Here is a 24,885-nt window from a genome sequence, read left to right as displayed (position 1 = left end):
GCAGCGCAGCGCCTCGACCAATTGGGGCGCAGCTGTTCGGAATGTCGGCAATTTCCGAAGTTTTTGCGGGACAATCTACGAAAGGTGCAGCGGCGACATCAGAAAGAACCACCCCGCCAGGCGGCGGGGTGAGTCGTGACATCAGAAGTGGTACTTGACCAGTGCGCTGACGGTGTTCTGGTCGGTGGTGAAGAACTGCGAGTCCTTGATGCCGTACTTGTCGGACCAGTAGTCGTACTCGATACCGACGTACAGGTGCTTGGCCTCGTAACCCATGGCCTTGCCCAGGTCGTACTTCACCTGCGGGTTGAAGTGCAGGTTGGCGTGGTAATCCGACTGGTTGCGGCGGCTGGAGCTGGCGTCCTTGTTGTTCACGACCCAGTCCATGAAGCCGTCGAACAGGATGTCGGAGTTGCCCACCGGGAAGGTGATGGCCCAGGCCGGGGTGATCTGCCAGGCGCCGGACGGCACGCGGTTGCCGTCGGGCTTGCGGTAGTAGAAGTTCAGCTGGAAGTAATCGAAGCCCGGCAGCGCCAGGTCGAAGCCCGGGCCGAGCAGGTAGGACTCGACGTCGCCTTCGCCGAACTCGTAGGTGCTGGCCAGCAGCACGTCCTTGATCGGGCCGAAGGACAGGTCGGTGCCGGTGATCTTGCCGAACGACAGGCGCGGGCTGAACTCGCCGTAGTAGGTGTTCTTGCCGTTGGTGGCGCTTTCCTTGCCGTTGTAGTTGATCTGGTCGACGAAGAACCAGATGTCACCCCAGGTCCAGGCGCTCGCGCTCTCGAAGGTGAAGGTCTGCTGGATCGGCGGGTCTACCTTGAAGTTCTTGCCCCACAGGTAGGTCAGGCTTTCGTTGTGCCAGATCAGCGGGCCGTCATTGGATGCCGGAGCCGGGGTCAGGTCTTCACCGCCAGCCATGGCCTGCCCGGCCGCGAGCAGCCCGCCGGCGAGCAGCAGGGATGCGAGAGTGCGAGTCATGCGTTGCTCCTAATCAGTGCAGTCGTGTTGCGTTTTTTAATTGTCGGTGGAACCTGTCCGGTCGGTCAGGCCTGGCGAGGAAAAGCAAGATTGGAGCCAATCCTGACCAGATGTTCCATTTTTATGACGAACCCCTCGGGATCCGCTCCTTTGGCAGAGAAGACGCAGGTGCACGGGCCGGGCCATTTCTTGACCCACAGGACAACTTCGCCTGATTCAAGGGCATCGCGCCATCGGCAAGCACAGGAATGGCAACTACTAACCGGTAGATTGGATACATGGGAAACCTGTGTTGAAACGAATCAACACAAATTATGTATACAAGTCTCTTGTGGGAAATCTACCCAACAGCCCTCGGTGCACACCACGCGTTTTTCCGGGCGCGGATGATGCCAGACAAGAGCATCGACTACACCTGTCAGGTTGACTCGGGCCGCCGGGCGGTCTCGCTTTGCGCCGCCGCCGAGGGCACTGGACACTGCGGTTTCCCGGCACAGCCAGGCGCCGTGCTTGAGGCTCCAGGGCTGGCCTGCCAGACTTTGGCCATCAGCGACACTTTCCAAAGATGTACCGATGAAAGGACAACCCCCCGAGCTACAACGCCTGATTCCGGTGCTCGACCGCCTGCCGCGGCCAGTCTACGCGCGTGCCGAGCGGCTACGCGCGGGCTCCTGGACCAGCCGGCACCACCATGCGTGGGTGCAGCTGTCCTATGCCATCACCGGCGTACTGGGTGTACACACGGCCGAAGGCAGCTTCTTTGCCCCGCCGCAGCGGGCCATCTGGATTCCGGCCTTCCTTGACCATGAGGTGGTGACCTCGACCCAGGCGGAAATGCGCAGCCTGTACATCCGCGACGACGCCTGCCGTTGGGCGCCGGACCGCTGCCGGGTGCTGGAGGTGACGCCGCTGGCGCGCGAGCTGGTCAAGAGCTTCTGCGAGCTGCCGGTGGATTATCCACAGGGCGACAGTGCCGAATCGCGGCTGGTGGAAGTGCTCCTGGACCAGCTGCGCCACCTGCCGGAGGTCGCCTTCTCCCTGCCGATGCCACAGGAGGGACGGCTGCTGCAGTTGTGCCAGACGCTGATCGACCACCCCACCGACAGCCATACCCTGGGTGACTGGGCGCAGCGCATCGGTACGTCGGAGAAGACCTTGTCGCGGCTGTTCCAGCGCGAGACCGGCATGACCTTCCGCCTGTGGCGCCAGCGCCAGCGTCTGCTCGCCTCCCTCGGCTCGCTGGAGGCGGGCGACAGCGTCACGGCGGCGGCGCTGGATTGCGGCTACGACTCCACCTCGGCCTATATCGCCTCGTTCAAGGGGTTGTTCGGCTTTACGCCGGGGGATTTGTTCCGCCAGCGGTGACCGTGCCGGCGGGTACCGATTGCGGACGAAGTCCGCTCCCGCCCAAAGCCTGACCCCGCGTGGGAGCGGAGTCCGTCCGCGATTGGCTGAGCCCCCCAGACGAAGCTGAAGCGCCCTTCTACAGGCGCCCACCTATCGGCGGATTTCCGCTCAACATCCCCGCCAATCGGCGCCGCTTCGCCTGCCGCCGCCACCCCATAAATAGACAAGACCCTAGTGCCACGCGGCTTTCTGGCCTTGGCACGGTGCCTGCTATCGCCCTCGGCACTGCGCCGCCCTCGCGGCGCGCCGGCGTGACGTAACCCGTAGTCCGCACGCCTGACGACAACAACGACAAGAGGAATACCCATGGATAGCGCAAGCGCCGTCTCCGCTTCTGCCGCACCCCGCACGACTTCCCAGCGCATCAAGTCGATCTTCAGTGGCTCGGTCGGCAATCTGGTCGAGTGGTACGACTGGTACGTCTACGCCGCCTTCTCGCTGTACTTCGCCAAGGCATTCTTCCCCCAGGGCGACATGACCGCCCAGTTGCTGAACACCGCCGCGATCTTCGCCGTGGGCTTCCTGATGCGCCCGATCGGCGGCTGGCTGATGGGTATCTATGCCGACCGCAAGGGCCGCAAGGCCGCCCTGCTGGCCTCGGTCCTGCTGATGTGCTTCGGCTCGCTGATCATCGCCCTGACCCCCAGCTATGAAACCATCGGCGTCGGCGCACCGATCCTGCTGGTGCTCGCGCGCCTGCTGCAGGGCCTGTCGGTCGGCGGCGAATACGGCACTTCCGCAACCTACCTGAGCGAAATGGCCAACAAGGAGCAGCGCGGCTTCTTCTCCAGCTTCCAGTACGTGACCCTGATCTCCGGCCAGCTCATCGCCCTGGCGGTACTGATCGTGCTGCAGCAGACCCTGACCGTCGAGCAGCTGGAAAGCTGGGGCTGGCGTATTCCGTTCTTCATCGGCGCACTGTGCGCGGTCGTAGCCATGTTCCTGCGTCGCGGCATGGAAGAGACCGAATCCTTCAGCACCAAGAAGGACGAGCCCAAGGAAAGCCTGATCCGCACCCTGTTCCGCCATCCCAAGGAAGTCCTGACCGTGGTCGGCCTGACCATGGGCGGTACGCTGGCCTTCTACACCTACACCACGTACATGCAGAAGTACCTGGTGAACACCGTGGGCATGAGCAAGAACGACTCGACCATGATCTCGGCGGCCACGCTGTTCCTGTTCATGCTGCTGCAGCCCATCGTCGGCGCGCTGTCGGACAAGATCGGCCGTCGCCCGATCCTGATCGCCTTCGGCGTGCTGGGCACCGTGTTCACCTACCCGATCCTCAGCACCCTGCACACCATCGACACCTGGTGGGGCGCGTTCTTCCTGATCATGGCCGCGCTGGTCATCGTCAGCGGCTACACCTCGATCAACGCCGTGGTGAAGGCCGAGCTGTTCCCCACCGAGATCCGCGCCCTGGGCGTGGGCCTGCCGTACGCGCTGACCGTGTCCATCTTCGGCGGCACCGCCGAGTACGTGGCGCTGTGGTTCAAGAGCATCGGCATGGAGAGCGGCTTCTACTGGTACGTCACCGCGTGCATCGCCTGTTCGCTGCTGGTCTACGTGACCATGAAGGACACCCAGAAGCACTCGAAGATCACCACCGACTGATTGGGCTGCCTGCCCTGGCCCCGGTGCACTCTCCGGGGTTTTTCATCCACAAGGCCCGGCATACGCCGGGCCTTGTCGTTTCTGCGGTGACCCGCGACGCTGCGCTATCCTCGCCAGCGTCACGATCGCGTAGGCATTTCCATGAACCTCTCTCCCTTTCCTGTCGGCACGTTGAGCGCCCGCGGCCTGCGCGGCGCGCTCAGCGGGCCCTTCGATCTCGACCTGGAACCCGGCCACTGCACGGTCCTCAGCGGCCCGTCGGGCATCGGCAAGAGCCTGCTGCTGCGCATGCTCGCCGATCTCGACCCGAACCAGGGCGCGATCAGCCTCGGCGGGGTGAACCGCGAGAGCCAGCCGGCCCATGTCTGGCGGCGGTGGGTGACCTACGTACCGGCCGAATCCGGCTGGTGGGAAGACGACGTCGCCGCGCACTTCACCGATCTCGACGGCGCCCGCCGGCTGCTCCCGCAGCTCAATCTCGATCCCGCGAGGCTGCAGGCCCAGGTGGCGCACCTGTCCACCGGCGAGCGACAGCGCCTGGCGCTATTGCGCGCACTGGTGCAACGCCCGCACTTCCTGCTGCTGGACGAACCCACCGCCGCGCTGGACCCGGACAATCGCGAACAGGTCGAACGCCTGTTGCTGGCGGTCAAGGCGCAAGGCATGGGCCTGCTGGTGGTGACCCACGATGCCGACCAGGCGCAACGTCTCGGCGAGCGGCAACTGCACCTGGACCACGACGGACTGACGGAGCGACACCCATGACACCGCTGCAATTGAGCGTGCCGGAACTGGCCCTGGCGGCGCTGCTGATCCTTGCGGCGGCGGCGCTGTCCTGGGCGCTGCGCCTGGGCCTGCAACGCACGCTGCTGGTTTCCGCTGCACGCCTGGTGGTGCAGTTGGTACTGGTCGGTCTGTTCCTGCGCCAGGTATTTGCGCTGTCTTCGCCCTGGCTGACGGCGCTGGTGGTCGCCGTCATGCTGGGCGCGGCGACCTTCGAGGTCGGCTCGCGGCAGCGGCGGCGACTGACCGGCTTCTGGCACCTGGGCATCGGCGGCGGCGCGGTCGGTATCGCCACCCTGGGCACCGCCCTGTTCGCCCTCGCCGGCAGCCTGCGCCCGACGCCCTGGTACGACGCGCGCCACGCCATTCCGCTGGTGGGTATCATCCTCGGCACGGCGATGAACGCCGCCAGCCTGGCGCTGAACCAGGTGTTCGCCAGTGTCACCCGCGAGCGGGCGGCCATCGAAGCGCGCCTGGCCCTGGGCGCCGACCGCCATACCGCGCTCAGCGGATTGATTCGCCGCGCGCTCTACACCGGGCTGATTCCCACCCTGAACCAGATGGCTGCCGCCGGTATCATCACCCTTCCGGGCATCATGACCGGTCAGATACTCGCCGGCATGGACCCACTGGACGCCGCGCGCTACCAGATCCTGCTGATGTTCCTGCTCGCCGGCGCCGGATTCATCGCCGCGCTGGGCGCGGTCTACCTGTCGCTGTGGCGGCTCACCGACCCGCGCGAGCGCCTGCGCCTGGATCGCCTGCGTGCCGACGATTGAGCGGCGCTGGCGTATGCTGGGCAACCTTCCCCCGCCACAGGAGCCTGCCATGACCACCCCGAAATCCGCCTTGATCATCGGCGCCTCGCGCGGCCTGGGCCTGGGCCTGGTGCGCGAGCTGCTGGACCGTGGCTGGGACGTCACCGCCACCGTGCGCGACGCCGCCCATCCCGGCGAACTGGCCGCACTGCCGGTGCGCGTCGAGTCGCTGCTGCTGGACGACGTGCACTCCCAGGACCGCCTCGCCGAAGCCCTGGCCGGCACACGCTTCGATCTCATCTACATCAACGCCGGCATCTACGGCCCGCCGCACCAGTCGGCCATCGACGCCAATCTCGCCGATGTCGGCCAGCTGTTCATGGTCAACGCCATCGCCCCGCTGCGCCTGGCCGAACGCCTGCTGCCGCGCCTGGACGGCGACAACGGCGTGCTGGCCTTCATGACCTCCGAACTGGGCAGCGTCGCCGGCAATGAATCCGGCGGCATGGCGCTGTACCGCGCGAGCAAGGCGGCGCTCAATTCGCTGACCCGCAGCTTCGTCGCCGAACTGGGCGAAACCGGCATCACCGTGCTCAACCTGCATCCGGGCTGGGTGCGCACCGACATGGGCGGCGAGTCCGCGCCGCTGGACGTGCAGACCAGCGTGAAAGGCCTTGCCGACCAGGTCGAAGGCCACGCCGGCCGTGGCGGCCAGTTCTACCTGGACTACCAGGGAACGACGATCGACTGGTGACGACGGCATTCGAGCCCGTTACTATGAGCGTTCTCTTGACCCCCATGTCAGGTTCTGCGAGCTAGAGCCAGGCAAGGCGGCGGTTGGCGAGAAAGCGCAGTTGACTCCAGTCAATGAGTATTTCTCGACAATCGCCAACGCCGCATGGCCGACGCGCAGCGAACCGCTAGGGTGCGAGGGAACCTGGATCAGCAGACAGGGTGAACACTGAGCTGGCTTCCCATGAACCCATGGAGCCGGCTCGAACGAACGGCTCCGTCCGTTTGGAGAATTCATCCATGTCTTCCCCGCGTCTCTGGCTGCGCAACCCGCTGGCCATCTTCACCGCTAATGATCAGGACGCCCGTGGCGGCATCGTCGTCCAGGACGGCCGCATCGTCGAACTGGTCGCTGCCGGCCAGCAGCCTTCGGCCCCCATCCAGCAGACCTTCGACGCCAGCCAGCACGTGCTGACGCCCGGCCTGATCAACACCCACCACCACTTCTACCAGACCCTTACCCGCGCCTGGGCGCCGGTGGTGAACCAGCCGCTGTTCCCCTGGCTGAAGACGCTCTACCCGCTATGGGCGCGCCTGACCCCTGACCAGCTCGGCGTGGCCACCAAGGTCGCCCTGGCCGAACTGCTGCTCTCGGGCTGCACCACCGCCGCCGACCACCACTACCTGTTCCCCGACGGCCTCGAGCAGGCCATCGACGTGCAGGCCGGCGTGGTCCAGGAACTGGGCATGCGCGCCATGCTCACCCGCGGCTCCATGAGCCTGGGCGAAGCCGACGGCGGCCTGCCGCCGCAACAGACCGTGCAGAGCGCCGAGGCCATCCTCGACGACAGCCAGCGGCTGATCCGCGAGTACCACCAGCGCGGCGAAGGCGCCCAGGTGCAGATCGCCCTGGCACCCTGCTCGCCCTTCTCGGTCACCCCGGAAATCATGCGCGCCAGCGCCGAACTGGCCGAGCGCGAAGACGTGCGCCTGCACACCCACCTCGCCGAAACCCTGGACGAAGAGGACTTCTGCCTGCAGCGCTTCGGCCAGCGCACCGTGGATTACCTGGACAGCGTCGGCTGGCTCGGCCCGCGCACCTGGCTGGCCCACGGCATCCACTTCAACGATGAGGAAATCCAGCGCCTGGGCGCCGCCGGCACCGGCGTCTGCCACTGCCCCAGCTCGAACATGCGCCTGGCCTCGGGCATCTGCCCGACCGTGGCGCTGGAAACCGCCGGCGCGCCGGTGGGCATCGGCGTGGACGGCTCGGCCTCCAACGACGCCTCCAACATGATCCTCGAAGCCCGCCAGGCCCTGTACATCCAGCGCCTGCGTTATGGCGCCGAGCAGATCACCCCGGAGCGCGCGCTGGGCTGGGCGACCAAGGGCTCGGCCAAGCTGATCGGTCGCAGCGACATCGGCGAACTGGCCGTGGGCAAACAGGCCGACCTGGCGCTGTTCAAGCTCGACGAACTGCGCTTCTCCGGCAGCCACGACCCGCTCTCCGCGCTACTGCTGTGCGGCGCCGACAAGGCCGACCGGATCATGATCGGCGGCACCTGGCGCGTCGTCGACGGTGAGGTCGAAGGCCTCGACCTCAAGCGCCTGATCGCCGACCACACCCAGGCGGCGCGCAAGCTGCTCGGTACGCTGTAAATACCTTCCGCGCCCATACGAGCGGAGCCCCTCACCCTAACCCTCTCCCGCAAGCGGGAGAGGGGACCGTTCGGTGCAGGGAGAACCTCCAGCGTCAGCCGGCACAATCTGCCCCCTCTCCCTATGGGAGAGGGTTGGGGTGAGGGCAAGCCCCGAGCGAATATCGGCTCGCCTGTAATCCGCTCTACCCAGCCTGCCGACAAGCTTCCTGACCGAAGACCATCACGTGGCTCCGGATGCCATTCCAGCCGGCACGTTTTGTCATCGAAAAATCGCTACAACCCGCGCCACACAAGGGCTGCGCACTACCGCCCGTCGCCATCCAAACAGCCGCGATAAGCGGTCATTCAGTGAAAACCCCTCTAGATCAAGGGTCTATCCCTTGCGACGGGAATATGCCGTCAGTTTGACATCACCCATTGGCACTCTAGTTTTAAATCGCCGGGCCGAATTCCTGCTCAAGAGGTTGTCAGCAGCCGTTTGGCCCGGTCACCGGCGCCCGGCAATGGAGTGCACGTCAATGCGCGATTCACAGTTGGACCCTCTGGCGGTTCAAGGAGCCGGCCAGGATTGGCCGCGGCGCCTCATCATCCAGACCCTGCCCTGGGCGGTGGTCGCCGTGCTCTGCGCGGTCGGCGTGCCGTTCTGGTGGATGCTGCCGGTGGGCTGGATCTCCAGCCTGGTGCTGAGCAGCCTGCTGTGCGGCACCGGCAAGGCCGCCGCCGAGGCGCAGGCAGTCAAGCTGCAAGGCGACGAGTTGCCTCAGTGGCGCCCGCTGCAGGAAGCCGTGGAAGGCCACCTGGCCCAGCTCAACGGCCATACCCACCAGATCGACAGCCTCCTGCACCAGGCGATCCGGCAACTGACCGACAGCTTCCACGCCCTCGCCGATCGCATCGACACCCAGCGTGGCCTGTCCCACTCGCTGATCGAGCGCTACGACGGCCGCGGCCACATGGACGGCGACATCGATTTCCAGCGTTTCATCCACGCCACCCAGGAAACCCTCGGGCTGTTCGTCGAAGCCACCCTGGAGACCAGCCGCACCTCACAGCAACTGGTGGAGCGCATGGACCGCGTGACGCACAAGATCGCCGAGATCCTGCAATCCACCCAGGACATGGACGCCATCGCCAAGCAGACCAACCTGCTGGCCCTCAACGCCGCCATCGAAGCCGCCCGCGCCGGCGAAAGCGGCCGCGGTTTCGCCGTGGTAGCCGACGAGGTACGCGCGTTGTCCACCCGTTCCACGCACTTCTCCCAGGCCATCCGCGAGCACGTCGACGTGGTCTACCACGAGATCAAGGACGCCGAGGGCGCCATCAGCCAGTTGGCCGACAAGGACATGACCTTCGCCCTGGATTCACGCCAGAAGATCCAGCACATGCTCGACGATCTCGACGCCATGAATCAGCACACCGTGAAGGTAGTGCAGGAGCTGGACCGCATCTCCCTGGAAGTGGGCGACGGCGTCAACGCCGCGGTCACCGCCCTGCAGTTCCAGGACATGAGCAGCCAACTGCTCGGCCAGGTCGGCAAGCACAGCGCGCGCCTCGGCGCCCTCGCCGTCGGCCTCGGCGCGCTGGATGGTCGCGAACCCGGCGAGTGGGGCGAGCGCCTGCGTGGCGAAGTCGCCGAACTCGGTCGCCCCCTGAGCAACCCGGTCGCCCAGACCAGTCTCAGCGCTGGCGAAGTGGAACTGTTTTGACGTGATCCGAGCCCAGGAGGCATCGCCATGTTGCAGTCCGTCATTGCCCACTTTAACGAACACTGGCTGGCCAACCTCGCCCTGATCGGCTGAGCCCCACACCCTTTCCGCGCGCCGGGATGGCGCGAGTTCCGCGCGCCTGGCGACAAGCAACGCATTGCACCCAAGGAGAATCAACGCAATGGGAAAACAGATTCTGATCGTCGATGACTCGGCCTCCATCCGGCAAATGCTGAGCTTCACGCTCAAGTCCGCCGGCTACGAGGTGGACGAGGCCGTGGACGGCAAGGACGGCCTGGGCAAGGCCCAGCGCAAGTCCTACCAACTGGTCTTCACCGACCAGAACATGCCGAACATGGACGGCCTGTCGCTGATCCGCAGCCTGCGCGACATGGCCGGCTACCGCAGCACGCCGATCCTGATGCTCACCACCGAGTCCAGCGACGCCATGAAACAGCAGGGCAAGAGCGCCGGCGCCACCGGCTGGCTGGTCAAGCCGTTTGACCCGCCGAAACTGCTGGAAGTGACCCGCAAGGTCCTGCCCTAGGGGAACCCTGAATGGCTACCGGTATGGAGCAATTCCTCCAGGTCTTCTTCGAGGAAACCGACGAACACCTGGCGACGCTCGAACTCCTGCTGATCGGGCTCGACCTCGATCAGCCGGACGCCGAGACGCTCAATGGCATCTTCCGTGCGGCGCACTCGATCAAGGGCTCCAGCGGCATGTTCGGCTTCGACGACCTGACCGCCGTGACCCACGAACTGGAGACGCTGCTCGACCGCATCCGTTGCGGGCAGACTGCCCTGCACGTGGACATGATCGGCGCCTTTCTCGAAGCCCGCGACGTATTGCAGCGCCTGCTCGACGCACACCGCAGCCAGGTACCCGATCCGGACGTGCCCGTCGCCGCCACCGTGGAGCGCCTGCGCGCCTGGCTGGCAGCACCGGCTGCAGCCACCGCCGATGACCACTCCGGCCTGTTCGAAGACGCCCTTGTCGCGGCAGAAGCCGGCGCCAGCGACGAGGACTTCGGCTTCTTCGACGATGCGCCCGGCACGCCCGGCGCCAGCGCAGCGGTCGCCAGCAGCGACGACGATTTCGGTTTCTTCGACGACGCCCCCGGCGCGCCAGGCGCCAGCCCCGGCGAGCCCTACGGCATCTTCGACAAGGCACCGGGCGCCCCCGCCGCAGCTCCAGCCGCCGCCAGCGAAGCGCCGAAAGCCGCACCGACCGTGGCGAAAGCAGCCGCCGCGCCGCGCACCGACAGTGAATCCAGCTCCATCCGCGTCAGCGTCGAGAAGATCGACAGCCTGATCAACCTGGTGGGCGAGCTGGTGATCACCCAGGCCATGCTCAGCCAGCTCAGCGAAGACCTCGACCCGACGCACTTCGAGCGCCTGCAGCAGGCCCTGGCGCAGCTGGAACACAACACCCGCGACCTGCAGGAATCGGTGATGTCGATCCGCATGCTGCCGATCAGCTTCATCTTCAGCCGCTTCCCCCGCCTGGTGCACGACACCTCCGCGCGCCTGGGCAAGCAGGTCGAACTGATCCTCCAGGGCGAGCACACCGAGCTGGACAAGAGCGTCATCGAAAAGCTCAGCGACCCGCTCACCCACATCGTGCGCAACAGCATCGACCACGGCATCGAAACGCCCGCCGAACGCCTGGCGGCCGGCAAGCCGGCGCAGGGCTCGGTGAAACTCGCCGCCAGCCACCAGGGCGGCAGCGTGGTGGTGGAAATCTCCGATGACGGCCGCGGTCTGTCCCGCGAACGCATCCTCGCCAAGGCCCGCGAGAAGGGCCTGCCGGTGCACGACGGGATGAGCGACGCGGACGTCTGGCAATTGATCTTCATGCCGGGGTTCTCCACCGCCGAAGCGGTCACCGAGCTATCCGGCAGGGGCGTGGGCATGGACGTGGTGCGGCGCAACATCCAGGCCATGGGCGGGCGGATCGACATCGACTCCGCGCCCGGCATGGGCACCCGCATGAGCATCCGTCTGCCGCTGACCCTGGCCATCCTCGATGGTCTGATCGTCGCGGTGGAGCAGGTCAACTACGTGGTACCGCTGACCTACATCGTCGAATCGCTGCAGGCCCGCGCCGACGATGTGCGCGGCCTCGCCGGCGAGGAGTCGACGGTGATCCGCGTGCGCGGCGAATACCTGCCGCTGTTCTCCCTCAACCAGTTGCTGCGCATCGGCGCCGAGCCCATGCCGGCGGAGCAGGGGATCGTGGTGATCCTCGAATCCGAGGGCAAGAGCTTTGCCCTGCAGGTGGACGAACTGGTCGGCCAGCAGCAGGTGGTGATCAAGAGCCTGGAACAGAACTTCCGCCGGATCGACGGGATCGCCGGCGCCACCATCATGGGTGACGGCAGCGTCGCCCTGATCCTCGATGTCGATGCCCTGCCACGTCTGGCGGCACAAGGAGAGCCCACCCATGAGCGCAGCTGAAGCCAGCGCAGCAAGCAGCCCGGTGCAGGAGTACCTGACCTTCACCCTGGGCCGCGAGGAATACGCCATCGATATCCTGCGGGTGCAGGAGATCCGTGGCTACGACCAGGTCACGGCGATCGCCAACGCCCCTGCCTTCATCAAGGGCGTGATCAACCTGCGCGGCGCCATCGTTCCCATCGTCGACCTGCGCATCAAGTTCAACCTGGCCGACATCAGCTACGACCAGTTCACCGTGGTGATCATCCTCAACGTCGGCCGGCGCATCGTTGGCGCGGTGGTGGATTCGGTCTCCGACGTGATCGCCCTGGCCGGCGAGGAAATCAAGCCGCGCCCGGAATTCGCCGCCAGCTTCGACACCGAGTACCTGCTGGGCCTGGCCACCGCGGGTGAGCGGATGCTCATCCTGGTGGACATCGAAAAACTCATGACCAGCCGTGAGATGGCGCTGGTCGACGAAACCGCCGCCTGATAGCGACCGAGGACAAACAACATGGGTCTGTTCAACGCACACGCCGTGGCGCAGCAACGCGCCGACCGCATCACCGCCATCCTCCACAGCCTGGTCGACGGCAACCTCGACGTCGCCATCGGCGAAGCCCCGGCCGCCGGCTACGAGCGCCTGTACGACGGGCTGCGCAATGTCCAGCGCAGCCTGCGCGAGCAGCGCACTGAACTGGCCCAGGCCGAAGCCCTGGAGGCCGGGCTGGTGGAGATGACGCGCCAGCACGAGCTGGGCTGGATCGACGAGGTGATCCCGGTGGACAAGTTCGCCGGCCGCCCGGCGCGCATCGCCAAGGGCATCAACGACCTGGTCGCCGCGCACATCGCGGTGAAGATGAAGGTGGTTGCTACCGTGACCGCCTACGGCAAGGGGGACTACTCGGTGGAGATGGACCGCCTGCCGGGCAAGAAAGCCATCATCACCGAGGCCATCGACGGCGTGCGCGACAGCCTCAAGGCCAACGCCGATGCCGCCGAGTACAACGCGCGGATCAAGAGTGCGCTGGATAACGTCTCGGCCAACGTGATGATCGCCAACAACGATCTCGACATCATCTACATGAACCGCACCGTCACCGAGATGCTCGGCAATGCCGAGGCCGACATCCGCAAGCAACTGCCGAACTTCAACGCCAGCCGCCTGATGGGCGCGAACATCGACATGTTCCACAAGAACCCGGCGCACCAGCGCGGCATGCTCGCGCACCTCACCGCGCGGCATAAGGCCGAGCTGAGCCTGGGCGGCCGCCGCTTCGCCCTGGACGTGGTGCCGGTGTTCAACGATGCCGGCGAGCGCCTGGGTTCGGCGGTGCAATGGACCGACCGCACCGAGGAGTTCCGCGCCGAGCAGGAAGTCTCGCAACTGGTGGACGCCGCCGTCGCCGGCGACTTCAGCAAGCGCATCGAGGCCTCCAACAAAGAGGGCTTCTTCCTGAAGATCGCCACCGGTCTGAACAGCCTGGTGGACACCGCCGACAAGGGCCTGCGCGATGTCACCCGGGTGCTCGGCGCCCTGGCCCAGGGCGACCTGACCCAGCGCATCGACGCCGATTACCAGGGCACCTTCGGCGAGCTCAAGGACTACGCCAACGAGACCGCGCAGAGCCTGTCGCGCATGCTCGGGCAGATCCGCGAAGCCGCCGACACCATCCACACCGCCGCCAGCGAGATCGCCAGCGGCAACGCCGAACTCTCCACCCGCACCGAGCAGCAGGCCTCCAGCCTGGAAGAGACCGCCTCGAGCATGGAAGAGCTGACCAGCACGGTGAAGCTCAACGCCGAGAACGCGCGCCAGGCCAATTCGCTGGCGGTGAACGCTTCCGAAGTCGCCACCGAGGGCGGCAGCGTGGTGCAGAAGGTGGTGGGCACCATGTCGGCCATCAACGACTCGGCGCGCAAGATCGCCGACATCATCGGGGTGATCGACGGCATCGCCTTCCAGACCAACATCCTCGCGCTCAACGCCGCGGTGGAAGCCGCCCGCGCCGGCGAGCAGGGCCGCGGCTTCGCCGTGGTGGCCGGTGAAGTGCGCACCCTGGCGCAGCGCTCCGCCGCCGCCGCCAAGGAGATCAAGACGCTGATCAACGACTCGGTGGACAAGGTCGAGAGCGGCAACACCCTGGTCGCCCAGGCCGGCCAGACCATGAGCGACATCGTGGTGGCGATCAAGCGCGTCACCGACATCATGGCGGAGATCGCCGCCGCCAGCGCTGAGCAGAGCAGCGGCATCGAGGAGGTGAACGGCGCCGTGTCGCAGATGGACGAAATGACCCAGCAGAACGCCGCGCTGGTGGAAGAAGCCGCCGCCTCGGCCGAGGCCCTGCAGGAGCAGGCCGGCATGCTCAACCAGCAGGTCGGGGTGTTCAAGCTCGAATCCATCGCGGCCACCGTGGTGCCGCTGGCCTCCGCCCGCCCGGCCCGCGCCGAGCCGGTGGCGCACGCCTCGCGCGCCGCTCGCGGCGTGGCCAAGGCGGTACGCGCCAAGGGCAAGGAAGACGACTGGGAAGAGTTCTGATCGGGCGGGGCTGAAGGATGGCGGCGGCCGGAGCAATGGGAGGGTCGGCTGCCGCGCGCGGGCCAGGGATGGTCAGGCGATGGTTGCTGGTGTGGGTGCCAAAAGCCCCTCACCCTAACCCTCTCCCAAAGGGAGAGGGGACTGATAGGCATGGCTGGAAGTACCGCGACACCCGGAGACACCGAACGGCCCCCTCTCCCCCTGGGAGAGGGCTGGGGTGAGGGAAACGTCCAGCACAGAACCTTCCCGATCCAACGAAGCAGGGCGGATAACGCCAAAGGCGTTATCCGCCATCGCGGCCAATCACCCATTCCGGGTCATGCGCCTCGGCAATCCGTCCACGCAGTGAGACCCACCAATGCCCATCCACCTGCCCGCCCCCGAGCACGAATTCCACTACACCCGCCGGGACTTCCAGCAGGTGCGCGAGCGCTTGTACCGGCACGCCGGCATCAGCCTCTCGGAGAACAAGCAGCAGCTGGTCTACAGCCGCCTCTCGCGACGCCTGCGCAGCCTGCGCCTGGGCAGCTTCGCCGAGTACTTCGCCTACCTGGAAAGCCATGAGGAAGAGTGGCAGCAGTTCGTTAACGCACTGACCACCAACCTCACCGCCTTCTTCCGCGAGAAGCATCATTTCGACCACCTGGGGCGCTTCGCCGCCGAGCAGCTGGGCGACCACCAGCCGCTGCGCTTCTGGTCCACCGCCTCGAGCACCGGCGAGGAGCCCTACTCCATGGCCATGACCCTGGTGGACGCACTGGGCAGCTTCGCCCCGCCCATCGAGCTGATCGCCTCGGACATCGATACCGGCGTACTCGGCCAGGCGCGCCAGGGCATCTATCCGCTGGAGCGCATCGAGGCGCTGAGTCCTGCGCAGAAAAAGCGCTTCTTCCTCCGCGGCACCGGCGGCAACGCCGGCAAGGCGCGGGTGGTGCGCGAGCTGCGGCAGATGATCGATTACCGGCAGATCAATCTGCTGGACCGCGACTGGGGTATCCCCGGCAACCTGGACGCAATCTTCTGCCGCAACGTGATGATCTATTTCGACAAGCCGACCCAGACCCGCCTGCTCGAACGCATGGTGCGCCTGCTGCGGCCGGGCGGGCTGTTCTTCGCCGGGCACTCGGAAAACTTCGTCCACGCCAGCCACCTTGTCCGTTCGGTAGGGCGCACAACCTACCAGGCGGTGGGGAGCCATTGATGGGCGCCGCCCTCGACCAACCCAATCGCTACTACGACCCGCGCTTCGGCATGGAAGCGGTGAAGCTGCTGCCCGGCGAGTGCTACGTCACCGCCGAGCCGCTGATGCTGGTCACCGTGCTCGGCTCCTGTGTCTCGGTCTGCCTGCGCGACCGCAGCAGCGGGCTGGGCGGCATGAACCACTTCATGCTGCCCGGCGACACCGGCGTGCAGGGCCTGCTGTCCAACTCCGGGCGCTACGGCGTGCACGCCATGGACCTGCTGATCAACGGCCTGATGCGTCGCGGCGGCCAGCGCCGGCACTTCGAGGCCAAGGTGTTCGGCGGTGGCTCGGTGTTGAAGAATCTCAGTGCCGACGTCGGCCAGCGCAACGTCGAATTCGTCCTCGACTACCTGGACAACGAAGGCATCCCGCTGGCCGCCCAGGACTTGCTCGACGTGCACCCGCGCAAGGTCTACTTCTTTCCCGGCAGCGGCCGGGTGCTGGTGCGCAAGCTGCGCACCCTGGCCAACGATACGGTGCTGCAACGCGAGCGGCAGTACTGCCAGCAACTGTCCCGCCGGGAGCGCGGCGGGAGCATTGATCTGTTCTGAACGGAGGGACGCCCGATGACCGTCAAGGTGCTGATCGTCGACGACTCGGCGCTGATTCGCAGCCTGCTCAAGGACATCATCCAGAACGACCCGGAACTGCAGTTGGTGGGCGCCGCGCCCGACGCCTTCGTTGCCCGCGACCTGATCAAGCAGCACGCGCCGGACGTCATCACCCTCGACGTGGAAATGCCGCGCATGGACGGCCTGACTTTCCTCGACAAGCTGATGAAAGGCCGACCGACGCCGGTGCTGATGATCTCCTCGCTGACCGAGAAGGGTTCCGAAGCCACCCTGCGCGCCCTGGAGTTGGGCGCCATCGACTTCATCGCCAAGCCGCGCCTGGGCATCGCCGAAGGCATGCAGGCCTATGCCGAGGAAATCTGCGCCAAGCTCAAGGCCGCCGCCCGCGCCCGGCTGCCCCGCGCCCGCCCCGCCACCGTCGCGGGTGCACCGGCAACGAGCAGCGCGCCGCTGCTGAGCACCGAGAAGATTTTTGCCATCGGCGCCTCCACCGGCGGTACCGAGGCCATCAAGGAAGTCCTGCTCGGCTTGCCGCCGGACTGCCCCGGCACCGTCGTGACCCTGCACATGCCACCAGGCTTCACCAAGTCCTACGCCGAGCGACTGGACCGTCAGACGCGCTTGTCCGTGCGCGAGGCCCGCGATGGCGACCGCATCCTCCCCGGCCACGTGCTGCTCGCCCCTGGCGATTACCACATGGAAGTGCAGCGCAGCGGTGCCAACTACGTGGTGCGCCTGCACCGCGAGGCGGCGGTGAACGGCCACCGGCCGGCGGTGGATGTAATGTTCAATTCCCTCGCCCGCTGTGCCGGGCGCAACCTCATCGCTGCCCTGCTCACCGGCATGGGCAAGGATGGGGCCCGCGGCCTGCAGGCGATCCGCCAAGCCGGCGGCCACACCGTCGCCCAGGACGAGGCCACCTGCGTGGTCTACGGCATGCCCCGCGAGGCAGTGGAACTGGGCGCCGCCAAGGAAGTCCTGCCGCTGGAGCGCATCGCCGGGTCTCTCCTACAACAGGCGCGACAGAGCGGAAGTGGGAACCGCGTCTAGTTATGAGGGAATCATCCGGTACAGCTGAGCGACTTTTCATACAGGGTCTAGACTCGGGCCAATTGACCGGCGCCAATTATATGGCGATCCGATATCAATTTGGTTTGATTGTGCCCGTATACAAAATGCACAATTGAGCTTTCGCCAAAAGACCGGCACACGGCGGGCGACACGGGGATATGAGATAGCCATGGCGGCAAGATGGGGGTTGCGCGGCAAATCGGTGGTGGCATTGCTCATCGCCTGTCTCCTGGCGCTGGTACCGGCGGTGATGCTGGGCTGGAAGGCCATGGAAGACATCCGCACGCATTTCGGCCTCGCCTTCGCGAGAAACTTCACGCTGCTCAACCAGCAGAAGATCATCGCACCGGTAATCCGCGAACTGGCGCTGTCGCGGCGCCTGGCCGAATCGGTGGTGACCCAGGACTGGCTGCTGGCCGAAAACGACCCGGCGCGCCGCTCGCTGTTCTTCCGCGAGGCCGAAGGCTTCCGCGCCGACCAGCACAACTATTCCTATTTCGTCGTGGTGGACTCCTCGCGGCACTACTACTTCAACGACTCCAGCTCGCCGCTCTCCAACTCCCCGCGCTACACCCTGAGCGACACCGACCCGCAGGACCGCTGGTACTTCGATACCCTCGCCCGCGACGAGACCTACAACATCAACGTCAACTACGACGCCAAGCTGAAGGTCACCAAGGTCTGGTTCAACATGGTCGTACGCGCCGGCAACGAGAAGGTCGGCCTGGCCGGTGGCGGCCTGGACCTTACCGAATTCCTCGACCAGTTCATCTCCCGCCGCGAGGCCGGGGTAACACCCATGATCGTCGACCCGGACGGCGCCATCCAGGCGCACCCGGACACCAGGCTGATCGCCTATTCCTCCGGCTCCAGTGGCCAGGCCAAGCACCACGTGTTCGACCTGCTGGGCAATGACCAGGAGCGCACCGCCCTGCGCCAGACCCTGCGCCAGGCCGAGGCCAACCCCGGCGAAGTGGAAACCATGTGGGGCACCATCGACGGCAAGGAACAGCTGATCGCCACCGCCTACATCCCGCAGCTGCGCTGGCACGTGCTCAGCGCCATCGACCTGCACGCCGCCCAGGTGCTCGACAGCCGCTGGATCTGGCCGCTGGTAGGCACCCTCGCCGGGTTGCTGGCGATCCTGCTGATCGGCTTCGCCTACACCGTCGACCTGCTGGTGCTGCGCCCGCTGCGCGGCCTCAAGCAGTCGGCCAAGGCGATTGCCGCCGGGCAGTACGACAGCCCGCTGCCGCGCACCCGCCCGGACGAGATCGGCGAGCTTTCCAGCGCCTTCGCCAGCATGGCCGACCAGGTCCGCCGGCACACCGAGGAGCTGGAAGACAAGGTCCAGCAGCGCACCCAGGCGCTGGAAAAGGCTAACCGCGAGATGGCCGCCGCACAGAAGAAGATCGGCGACTCCATCGACTACGCCAGCCTGATCCAGCGCGCCATCCTCCCCGACCGCCAGCTGAAGGCGTCCCTGGGCGAGCACCACTTCGTCCTGTGGAAGCCGCGCGACGTGGTCGGTGGCGACTTCTACATCTATCGCGAAGGCCCAGTGGACAGCCTGATCGGCGTGGTGGACTGCGCTGGCCACGGCGTGCCCGGCGCGCTGATGACCATGCTCGCCCTGGCCGCCATCGACCACGCCATCGACAGCGTAAAAAGCCACGATCCGGCCGCCATCCTGCATGAAACCGACCACGTGATGCGCGGCATGCTCGGGCAGGAGGAGTTCACTCACTCGCTGGCCACCAACATGGACGCAGGCCTGGTGCGTGTCGACCACCAGAGCAAACTGCTGCATTTCTCCGGGGCGAAGATTTCCCTGTTCGCCAGCGACGGCAACGACGTGCGCGAATACAAGGGCGCGCGCCGAGCCATCGGCGACAAGCGCCAGGGCGACTATCAGGACGTGGAAATCCCGATGGAAGCCGGCTGGACCTATTACCTGTGCACCGACGGCTTCCTCGACCAGGCCGGCGGCGAGCACGGCTTCGGCTTCGGCAACAGCCGCTTCGCCGCCCTGCTGCGCAACCACGCCCGCCGACCATTGGCAGAGCAGGCCGACGTATTCGCCGCTACCCTCGCCCAGTATCAAGGCGAGCAGCCGCAGCGCGACGACATCACCATTCTCTCTTTCCGCTTCGACTAGGGGTTAATCCATGGAATCGCTAGATCTGTTGGCCATGCGCGAGAGCTACACCCGGCAACGCATATTGCTCTGCTTCAACGGGCCCATCTCGCGCAGCCTGATCGAGGAGATCGGCCACGCGCTGCGCAACTACATGCAGGCCGAGCAGGCCCACCCCAGCGAAGCGATGGACGTGTTCGCCGTCTACATCGAGATGACCCAGAACATCCGCCACTACGCCTCCCTGCGCGGCTACAACGACCAGGAAGCCTCGGCCACCGTGGCCATTGCCCGCGACGACGAAGGCCACTACGTGGTCTCCGCCGGCAACCTGGTGGAGCTGGCCGACGGCCAGGGCCTGGTACGCAGCATCGAGGCCATCGCCGGGCTGGACAAGGCCCAGCTCAAGGCCGCCTACAAGGAACAGCTGCGCCGCCCGCGCGACGCCGAAGCCTCCACCGGCGCCGGCCTGGGCCTGCTGGACATTGCCCGCAAGTCCAGCGCGCCACTGAAGACCTCACTCACCGAACAACCCGACGGCCGCGCCTTCTTCAGCCTGCGCGCCGTGATCTGATCTGCGAAATTCAGGAAGACCCGATATGAGCGATCTCCACGTCAACGGCACCCAATCCACCCCACAGATCCACGGCGACTGGCAGGCCGGCATCCTCGCGATGCAGGGCGACTCCTACCCGGAGAACTCCTATGAGCTGTTCGGCCAGGTCATCGAATGGGTCGAGCGCTTCCTCACCCAGGAACAGCGCCCGCTGGAACTCGACCTGCGCCTGCTGTACCTCAACACCAGCTCGATCAAGGCCATGATGGACATCTTCGACCTGCTCGAAGAAGCCCACGGCCAGGGCCGCACCACCCGCGTGGCATGGCACTATGACCGACGCAACGAACGCGTCGCCGAACTGGCCGAGGAATTCCGCGAGGACTGTACCTTCCCGTTCGTCATCCAAGCCTACGACGAGTAAGTGCCATGACTAGCGAGCGCGAGCTGGACCTGCTGATCGAAGACCTGCTGGCCGACCCACAGTACGAAGGGCACCCCCTGCGCGAGGCCCTGTACCAGAAGCACCAGCAGTCCCTCGACCAGCTCGCGCGCCTGGAGCGCATCGCGCGGATTTCCGACGGCTTCCAGTCCATGGCCCGGCAGCAGAACAGCACACTGTCCGAGCGCTACCACAAGCAACTGCGCCAGCTGGAAAAGGTCGCGCGCATCTCCGACCGCTACCAGGACATGATGCGCGACCTCAACGTCGCGCTGAAGGAAGCCTCGACCCACGACACCCTCACCGGCATCGCCAACCGCCGACTGCTGATGGAGCGCCTGCGCGAGGAAAGCGAGCGCGCCCAGCGCCACGGCGAGTCCTACGTGCTGGCCATGCTCGACGTCGATCGCTTCAAGCAGGTCAATGACACCTGGGGCCACGAAGTCGGCGACCGCGTGCTGGTGGAAATCGGCCGCGCCATGGAGTCCGCCCTGCGCCAGTACGACCTCTGCGGCCGCTGGGGCGGCGAGGAGTTCCTGCTGATCCTGCCGGATACTCGCCTCACCGACGCCGCCGCGATCATCGAGCGCGTGCGCAACGACATCCGCTGCCTCGCCGTGCGCGTGGGCACCAATGCCCTGTCCGTGACCGCCAGCTTCGGCGTCGCCGAGCATCATCCGGGCGAAAGCTATTCCCAGACCCTGAGCCGGGCCGACGCCGCCCTGCTGGACGCCAAGCGCAGCGGGCGGGACAAATGCGAGTTCGCCACCGATTGAACGAACGCCGACGCGAGCACGCGTTCACGCAGGTGGTATCCGCAGCCCAATCCGATTAAGGTCCAAGGACCGCAAGGAAAGGATGCAACATGGCCACCAGATCCCCCACCCCGCGCCAGCAGACGCACCTCGCCGTCCTGATCGACGCCGACAACGCCCCCGCCGCCATTGTCGAGGGCCTGTTCGAGGAAATCGCCAAGTACGGCGTCGCCAGCGTCAAGCGCATCTATGGCGACTGGACCAAGCCCAACCTGGGCAAGTGGAAGCAGGTGCTGCTGGACCACTCCATCCAGCCCATGCAGCAGTTCGCCTACACCAGCGGCAAGAACGCCACCGACAGCGCGCTGATCATCGACGCCATGGACCTGCTCTACACCCGCCGCTTCGACGGCTTCTGCCTGGTCTCCAGCGACAGCGACTTCACCCGCCTGGCCGCACGCCTGCGCGAGGAAGGGCTGACGGTCTACGGCTTCGGCGAGGAGAAGACGCCCAAGCCGTTCGTCTCCGCCTGCGACAAGTTCATCTACACCGAAATCCTCCGCGCCACGCCCGAAGCCCCCGTCGAGCCGGTGCCCGTCACCGACAAGACGGCCGCCCCGAGCGCCAACGACACGCCCAAACCCGCGGCCAAGCGCAAATCGCAAAAGGTCCCGCTGGACTTCATCGCCAAGGTGCTCGACGACATCGACGGCGACGATGACGACTGGGTCCAGCTGGGCGCTCTGGGGCAGAACATCGGCAAGCTGCAACCCGCGTTCGACCCGCGCCTGTATGGCTTCAAGAAGCTCAGCGACCTGATCAAGGGCCACCCCAAGCGCTTCGAGCTGCAGGCACGCGGCGGCGGTAGCGGCGGCAAGGACCTGTATGTGCGCAACGTGGGCACCGCGCGCTGAGAACATCGCCCTGCACTGCCCCCGCTCAACGAACACGCCACGCCTGACGGTTAAAGTCGGGCGTGAGCACCTCTGCGGAGCAATCCCATGCGCTTCCTGCTGATCCCCCTGCAGGCCCTGCTCGCTGCGAGCGGCGCCCATGCCGGCACATTGCGCTGCGGCACCAGCCTGATCAACGAAGGCGATCCGATGGACGAAGTCCTCGCCAAGTGCGGCGAGCCTGCCAAACGCGTGATCGTCCCTCCCAGGCCTCCTCGGCGCGACTCGACCGGTAAGCTCATTCCTGGCGAAGCCCAGCTGGAAACCTGGATGTACGGCCCCAGCGGCGGGGCCTACCGTTACCTGTTCTTCCGCGATACCAAGCTGCTGTCGATCAACATGTCGCGCAAGGAGCTACTCTGAGCTTCCCGCGCCACTCGTCCCAGCACGCCCGCCGCTACCAAAGACGCCTACCCATGGCGGCGGCATCTCCCTAGACTGGTCGCCTTCGCCAATCCGGAGGGCACCATGCAAACCACCTTCAACTTCACCCTCGGCATCGACCCGCAGGCGCGCGACGTCGTGGTCAAGGGCCTGCTCGCCTACAACCTCGGGCAGATGGGCCGCAGCAACACCTACGACGACTTCGAACTCTACGCCCGCGACCCGGATGGCGAAGTGGTCGGCGGCATGTTCGGCCAATCCGGCATGGGCTGGCTCTACATCGACTACCTCTGGCTGCAGGACGACCAGCGCGGCAGCGGCCTGGGCAGCCAGCTCATCGCCCTGGCCGAAGACGAAGCCCGTCGCCGCGGCTGCGTCGGCCTGTTCCTCTACACCTACAGCTTCCAGGCCCCCGGCTTCTACGAGAAACAGGGCTTCGAGCGCATGGGCGTGCTCGAGGATTGCCCGCCGGGGCATCAGCGCATCTACCTGAAGAAACACCTGGGCTGATCGCCGGGTTCTGCGTAGGCGAGACCATTCGCACACCGCACCAGCGCTCCGCTGAAAATAAAAAAGGCCGGTCAACTGACCGGCCTTTCTCTTACCGCTTATTCACCATCAGCCATTGCTGGGGAAGGCGAACTGCGCCGCTTCGTGCGACTTGCGCTGCGGCCAGCGCTGGGTGATGGCCTTGCGCTTGGTATAGAAGCGTACGCCATCCGGGCCGTAGGCGTGCAGGTCGCCGAACAGGGAGCGCTTCCAGCCGCCGAAGCTGTGGTAGGCCACCGGTACCGGCAGCGGTACGTTGACGCCGACCATGCCGACTTCGATCTCGTCGCAGAACAGGCGCGCCGCTTCACCGTCGCGGGTGAAGATGCAGGTGCCGTTGCCGTATTCGTGGTCGTTGATCAGTTGCATGGCTTCTTCCAGGCTGTTCACGCGCACGATGCACAGCACCGGGCCGAAGATTTCTTCCTGGTAGATGGTCATGTCCGGGGTCACCTTGTCGAACAGGGTGCCGCCGACGAAGAAGCCGTTCTCATGACCGGCGACCTTGTAGTTGCGGCCGTCGACCAGCAGCTGGGCGCCCTGCTCGACACCGGCGTCGATGTAGCCGGTGACTTTCTGCTGGGCAGCGCCGGTAACCAGCGGGCCCATGTCCAGGCCGCAGGAGGTGCCGGCGCCGATTTTCAGGGCCTTGATCTGCGGAACGATCTTCTCGACCAGCGCGTCGCCGATCTGGTCGCCCACGCACACGGCCACAGAGATGGCCATGCAGCGCTCGCCGCAGGAGCCGTAGGCCGCCCCCATCAGGGCGCTGACGGCGTTGTCCAGGTCGCAGTCTGGCATCAGCACGGCGTGGTTCTTGGCGCCGCCCAGGGCCTGTACGCGCTTGCCGCGCTTGGTGCCTTCGGAATAGATGTACTCGGCGATCGGGGTCGAACCGACGAAGCTCAGGGCTTTGACTTCCGAGGCCTCGATCAGCGCGTCCACGGCGGTCTTGTCGCCGTGCACCACGTTCAGCACGCCCTTGGGCAGGCCGGCTTCTTCGAACAGTTCGGCGATCAGCAGGGTGGAGCTCGGGTCACGCTCGGACGGCTTGAGGATGAAGGTGTTGCCGCAGGCGATGGCCAGCGGGTACATCCACAGCGGCACCATGGCCGGGAAGTTGAACGGGGTGATGCCGGCGACCACGCCGATCGGCTGGAAGTCGCTCCAGGCGTCGATGTTCGGGCCGACGTTGCGGCTGTATTCGCCCTTGAGGATTTCCGGGGCGGCGCTGGCGTACTCGACGTTCTCGATGCCGCGCTTGAGTTCACCGGCGGCGTCTTCCAGGGTCTTGCCGTGTTCTTCGCTGATCAGCTGGCTGATGCGCGCCTCGTTGGCTTCGAGCAGTTGCTTGAAGCGGAACAGCACCTGGGCGCGCTTGGCCGGCGGGGTGTTGCGCCAGGCCGGGAAGGCGGCCTTGGCGGCGTCGATGGCCTGCTGAACGGTTTCGCGGCTGGCCAGCGGAACCTTGCGGATGGCTTCGCCGGTGGACGGGTTGAAGACGTCGGCGGTGCGGCCGGTGTCGGCGATCATTTCGCCGCCGATCAGGTGCTTGACGGTGGTCATGGGAAGTCTCTTCTCGCTGAAAGTATTGGGGCAGGGCTCG

At 66.0% G+C, this 24,885-nt stretch carries 23 protein-coding genes; 21 read left to right on the top strand and 2 right to left on the bottom strand.

Going from position 1 to position 24,885, the window contains the following annotated elements:
• Positions 1-141: 141 nt before the first annotated feature.
• Positions 142-978 carry an outer membrane protein OmpK gene (locus LDJ84_RS00880; RefSeq protein WP_024766263.1) on the bottom strand — a complete coding sequence of 279 codons (837 nt, stop codon included), beginning with the start codon at positions 976-978 and terminating at the stop codon, positions 142-144.
• A gap of 573 nt (positions 979-1,551) precedes the next feature.
• Here LDJ84_RS00880 and LDJ84_RS00875 point away from each other — a divergent pair.
• The 21 genes from LDJ84_RS00875 to LDJ84_RS00775 all read left to right on the top strand — a co-directional run bounded on the left by LDJ84_RS00875 (position 1,552) and on the right by LDJ84_RS00775 (position 23,240).
• Entirely contained in the window at positions 1,552-2,343 is a 792-nt protein-coding gene (locus LDJ84_RS00875; RefSeq protein WP_024766262.1) for an AraC family transcriptional regulator, read from the top strand.
• Positions 2,344-2,691: 348 nt separating this feature from the next.
• The gene (locus LDJ84_RS00870; protein ID WP_024766261.1) at positions 2,692-3,999 is read left to right on the top strand and encodes an MFS transporter; all 1,308 of its coding nucleotides are present in this window, start codon (positions 2,692-2,694) and stop codon (positions 3,997-3,999) included.
• A gap of 141 nt (positions 4,000-4,140) precedes the next feature.
• The gene (locus LDJ84_RS00865; protein WP_226045763.1) at positions 4,141-4,764 is read left to right on the top strand and encodes an ATP-binding cassette domain-containing protein; all 624 of its coding nucleotides are present in this window, start codon (positions 4,141-4,143) and stop codon (positions 4,762-4,764) included.
• Positions 4,761-5,561 (top strand): ABC transporter permease, encoded by an 801-nt coding sequence (locus tag LDJ84_RS00860; protein WP_226045762.1) that lies wholly within the window; start codon positions 4,761-4,763, stop codon positions 5,559-5,561. Before LDJ84_RS00865 ends, LDJ84_RS00860 begins: the two co-directional genes overlap by 4 nt.
• A 49-nt stretch (positions 5,562-5,610) precedes the next feature.
• Positions 5,611-6,294, top strand: coding sequence for an SDR family oxidoreductase (locus LDJ84_RS00855; RefSeq protein ID WP_226045761.1), 684 nt, complete (start codon positions 5,611-5,613; stop codon positions 6,292-6,294).
• Positions 6,295-6,572: 278 nt separating this feature from the next.
• Positions 6,573-7,931 (top strand): 8-oxoguanine deaminase, encoded by a 1,359-nt coding sequence (locus LDJ84_RS00850; protein WP_226045760.1) that lies wholly within the window; start codon positions 6,573-6,575, stop codon positions 7,929-7,931.
• Between the two features lie 505 nt (positions 7,932-8,436).
• On the top strand, positions 8,437-9,639 hold the full coding sequence (locus tag LDJ84_RS00845) for a methyl-accepting chemotaxis protein (RefSeq protein WP_413247439.1): 1,203 nt from the start codon (positions 8,437-8,439) through the stop codon (positions 9,637-9,639).
• Positions 9,640-9,820: 181 nt separating this feature from the next.
• Complete coding sequence (locus LDJ84_RS00840; RefSeq protein WP_024766255.1) at positions 9,821-10,186, top strand: response regulator; 366 nt, start codon at positions 9,821-9,823, stop codon at positions 10,184-10,186.
• An 11-nt stretch (positions 10,187-10,197) separates the two neighbouring features.
• Positions 10,198-12,099, top strand: a complete 1,902-nt coding sequence (locus tag LDJ84_RS00835; protein ID WP_226045758.1) for a chemotaxis protein CheA — start codon at positions 10,198-10,200, stop codon at positions 12,097-12,099.
• The gene (locus tag LDJ84_RS00830) at positions 12,086-12,571 is read left to right on the top strand and encodes a chemotaxis protein CheW (protein WP_037012409.1); all 486 of its coding nucleotides are present in this window, start codon (positions 12,086-12,088) and stop codon (positions 12,569-12,571) included. The genes LDJ84_RS00835 and LDJ84_RS00830 overlap by 14 nt, the downstream gene beginning before the upstream one ends.
• Before the next feature lie 21 nt (positions 12,572-12,592).
• Positions 12,593-14,617: a methyl-accepting chemotaxis protein gene (locus tag LDJ84_RS00825; protein WP_038803469.1), complete on the top strand. Its 2,025-nt coding sequence runs from the start codon at positions 12,593-12,595 to the stop codon at positions 14,615-14,617.
• Positions 14,618-14,975: 358 nt separating this feature from the next.
• Positions 14,976-15,818 carry a CheR family methyltransferase gene (locus tag LDJ84_RS00820; protein ID WP_065086404.1) on the top strand — a complete coding sequence of 281 codons (843 nt, stop codon included), beginning with the start codon at positions 14,976-14,978 and terminating at the stop codon, positions 15,816-15,818.
• The gene (gene cheD / locus LDJ84_RS00815; protein ID WP_024766251.1) at positions 15,818-16,411 is read left to right on the top strand and encodes a chemoreceptor glutamine deamidase CheD; all 594 of its coding nucleotides are present in this window, start codon (positions 15,818-15,820) and stop codon (positions 16,409-16,411) included. Before LDJ84_RS00820 ends, cheD begins: the two co-directional genes overlap by 1 nt.
• Before the next feature lie 15 nt (positions 16,412-16,426).
• Entirely contained in the window at positions 16,427-17,482 is a 1,056-nt protein-coding gene (locus LDJ84_RS00810) for a protein-glutamate methylesterase/protein-glutamine glutaminase (RefSeq protein WP_038803468.1), read from the top strand.
• 190 nt (positions 17,483-17,672) lie between these two features.
• Entirely contained in the window at positions 17,673-19,661 is a 1,989-nt protein-coding gene (gene siaA / locus LDJ84_RS00805; RefSeq protein ID WP_024766250.1) for a biofilm regulation protein phosphatase SiaA, read from the top strand.
• Positions 19,662-19,671: 10 nt separating this feature from the next.
• A complete protein-coding gene (gene siaB / locus LDJ84_RS00800; RefSeq protein ID WP_024766249.1) occupies positions 19,672-20,214 on the top strand; it encodes a biofilm regulation protein kinase SiaB in 543 nt (180 codons plus the stop codon).
• 25 nt (positions 20,215-20,239) lie between these two features.
• A complete protein-coding gene (siaC, locus tag LDJ84_RS00795; RefSeq protein ID WP_024766248.1) occupies positions 20,240-20,620 on the top strand; it encodes a biofilm regulation phosphoprotein SiaC in 381 nt (126 codons plus the stop codon).
• Between the two features lie 5 nt (positions 20,621-20,625).
• Positions 20,626-21,414: a biofilm regulation diguanylate cyclase SiaD gene (gene siaD, locus LDJ84_RS00790; RefSeq protein ID WP_024766247.1), complete on the top strand. Its 789-nt coding sequence runs from the start codon at positions 20,626-20,628 to the stop codon at positions 21,412-21,414.
• Between the two features lie 89 nt (positions 21,415-21,503).
• Positions 21,504-22,307, top strand: coding sequence for an NYN domain-containing protein (locus LDJ84_RS00785; protein WP_024766246.1), 804 nt, complete (start codon positions 21,504-21,506; stop codon positions 22,305-22,307).
• A gap of 87 nt (positions 22,308-22,394) precedes the next feature.
• Entirely contained in the window at positions 22,395-22,709 is a 315-nt protein-coding gene (locus LDJ84_RS00780; RefSeq protein WP_226045757.1) for a DUF2845 domain-containing protein, read from the top strand.
• Between the two features lie 105 nt (positions 22,710-22,814).
• On the top strand, positions 22,815-23,240 hold the full coding sequence (locus tag LDJ84_RS00775) for a GNAT family N-acetyltransferase (protein ID WP_024766244.1): 426 nt from the start codon (positions 22,815-22,817) through the stop codon (positions 23,238-23,240).
• Between the two features lie 108 nt (positions 23,241-23,348).
• Here LDJ84_RS00775 and LDJ84_RS00770 read toward each other — a convergent pair whose 3' ends face one another.
• Positions 23,349-24,845 carry a CoA-acylating methylmalonate-semialdehyde dehydrogenase gene (locus LDJ84_RS00770; RefSeq protein WP_226045756.1) on the bottom strand — a complete coding sequence of 499 codons (1,497 nt, stop codon included), beginning with the start codon at positions 24,843-24,845 and terminating at the stop codon, positions 23,349-23,351.
• Positions 24,846-24,885: the final 40 nt, after the last annotated feature.

This window comes from Pseudomonas sp. HS-18 (assembly GCF_020401845.1).
Taxonomy (GTDB): domain Bacteria; phylum Pseudomonadota; class Gammaproteobacteria; order Pseudomonadales; family Pseudomonadaceae; genus Pseudomonas; species Pseudomonas nitroreducens.
This window is presented reverse-complemented; position numbering and strand designations above follow the sequence as displayed.

Bases quoted from the DNA above. Each gene is read 5' to 3' on its own strand.
- LDJ84_RS00880 (WP_024766263.1), bottom strand. From the start codon at position 978: ATGACTCGCACTCTCGCATCCCTGCTGCTCGCCGGCGGGCTGCTCGCG.
- LDJ84_RS00875 (WP_024766262.1), top strand. From the start codon at position 1,552: ATGAAAGGACAACCCCCCGAGCTACAACGCCTGATTCCGGTGCTCGAC.
- LDJ84_RS00870 (WP_024766261.1), top strand. From the start codon at position 2,692: ATGGATAGCGCAAGCGCCGTCTCCGCTTCTGCCGCACCCCGCACGACT.
- LDJ84_RS00865 (WP_226045763.1), top strand. From the start codon at position 4,141: ATGAACCTCTCTCCCTTTCCTGTCGGCACGTTGAGCGCCCGCGGCCTG.
- LDJ84_RS00860 (WP_226045762.1), top strand. From the start codon at position 4,761: ATGACACCGCTGCAATTGAGCGTGCCGGAACTGGCCCTGGCGGCGCTG.
- LDJ84_RS00855 (WP_226045761.1), top strand. From the start codon at position 5,611: ATGACCACCCCGAAATCCGCCTTGATCATCGGCGCCTCGCGCGGCCTG.
- LDJ84_RS00850 (WP_226045760.1), top strand. From the start codon at position 6,573: ATGTCTTCCCCGCGTCTCTGGCTGCGCAACCCGCTGGCCATCTTCACC.
- LDJ84_RS00845 (WP_413247439.1), top strand. From the start codon at position 8,437: ATGGAGTGCACGTCAATGCGCGATTCACAGTTGGACCCTCTGGCGGTT.
- LDJ84_RS00840 (WP_024766255.1), top strand. From the start codon at position 9,821: ATGGGAAAACAGATTCTGATCGTCGATGACTCGGCCTCCATCCGGCAA.
- LDJ84_RS00835 (WP_226045758.1), top strand. From the start codon at position 10,198: ATGGCTACCGGTATGGAGCAATTCCTCCAGGTCTTCTTCGAGGAAACC.
- LDJ84_RS00830 (WP_037012409.1), top strand. From the start codon at position 12,086: ATGAGCGCAGCTGAAGCCAGCGCAGCAAGCAGCCCGGTGCAGGAGTAC.
- LDJ84_RS00825 (WP_038803469.1), top strand. From the start codon at position 12,593: ATGGGTCTGTTCAACGCACACGCCGTGGCGCAGCAACGCGCCGACCGC.
- LDJ84_RS00820 (WP_065086404.1), top strand. From the start codon at position 14,976: ATGCCCATCCACCTGCCCGCCCCCGAGCACGAATTCCACTACACCCGC.
- cheD (WP_024766251.1), top strand. From the start codon at position 15,818: ATGGGCGCCGCCCTCGACCAACCCAATCGCTACTACGACCCGCGCTTC.
- LDJ84_RS00810 (WP_038803468.1), top strand. From the start codon at position 16,427: ATGACCGTCAAGGTGCTGATCGTCGACGACTCGGCGCTGATTCGCAGC.
- siaA (WP_024766250.1), top strand. From the start codon at position 17,673: ATGGCGGCAAGATGGGGGTTGCGCGGCAAATCGGTGGTGGCATTGCTC.
- siaB (WP_024766249.1), top strand. From the start codon at position 19,672: ATGGAATCGCTAGATCTGTTGGCCATGCGCGAGAGCTACACCCGGCAA.
- siaC (WP_024766248.1), top strand. From the start codon at position 20,240: ATGAGCGATCTCCACGTCAACGGCACCCAATCCACCCCACAGATCCAC.
- siaD (WP_024766247.1), top strand. From the start codon at position 20,626: ATGACTAGCGAGCGCGAGCTGGACCTGCTGATCGAAGACCTGCTGGCC.
- LDJ84_RS00785 (WP_024766246.1), top strand. From the start codon at position 21,504: ATGGCCACCAGATCCCCCACCCCGCGCCAGCAGACGCACCTCGCCGTC.
- LDJ84_RS00780 (WP_226045757.1), top strand. From the start codon at position 22,395: ATGCGCTTCCTGCTGATCCCCCTGCAGGCCCTGCTCGCTGCGAGCGGC.
- LDJ84_RS00775 (WP_024766244.1), top strand. From the start codon at position 22,815: ATGCAAACCACCTTCAACTTCACCCTCGGCATCGACCCGCAGGCGCGC.
- LDJ84_RS00770 (WP_226045756.1), bottom strand. From the start codon at position 24,845: ATGACCACCGTCAAGCACCTGATCGGCGGCGAAATGATCGCCGACACC.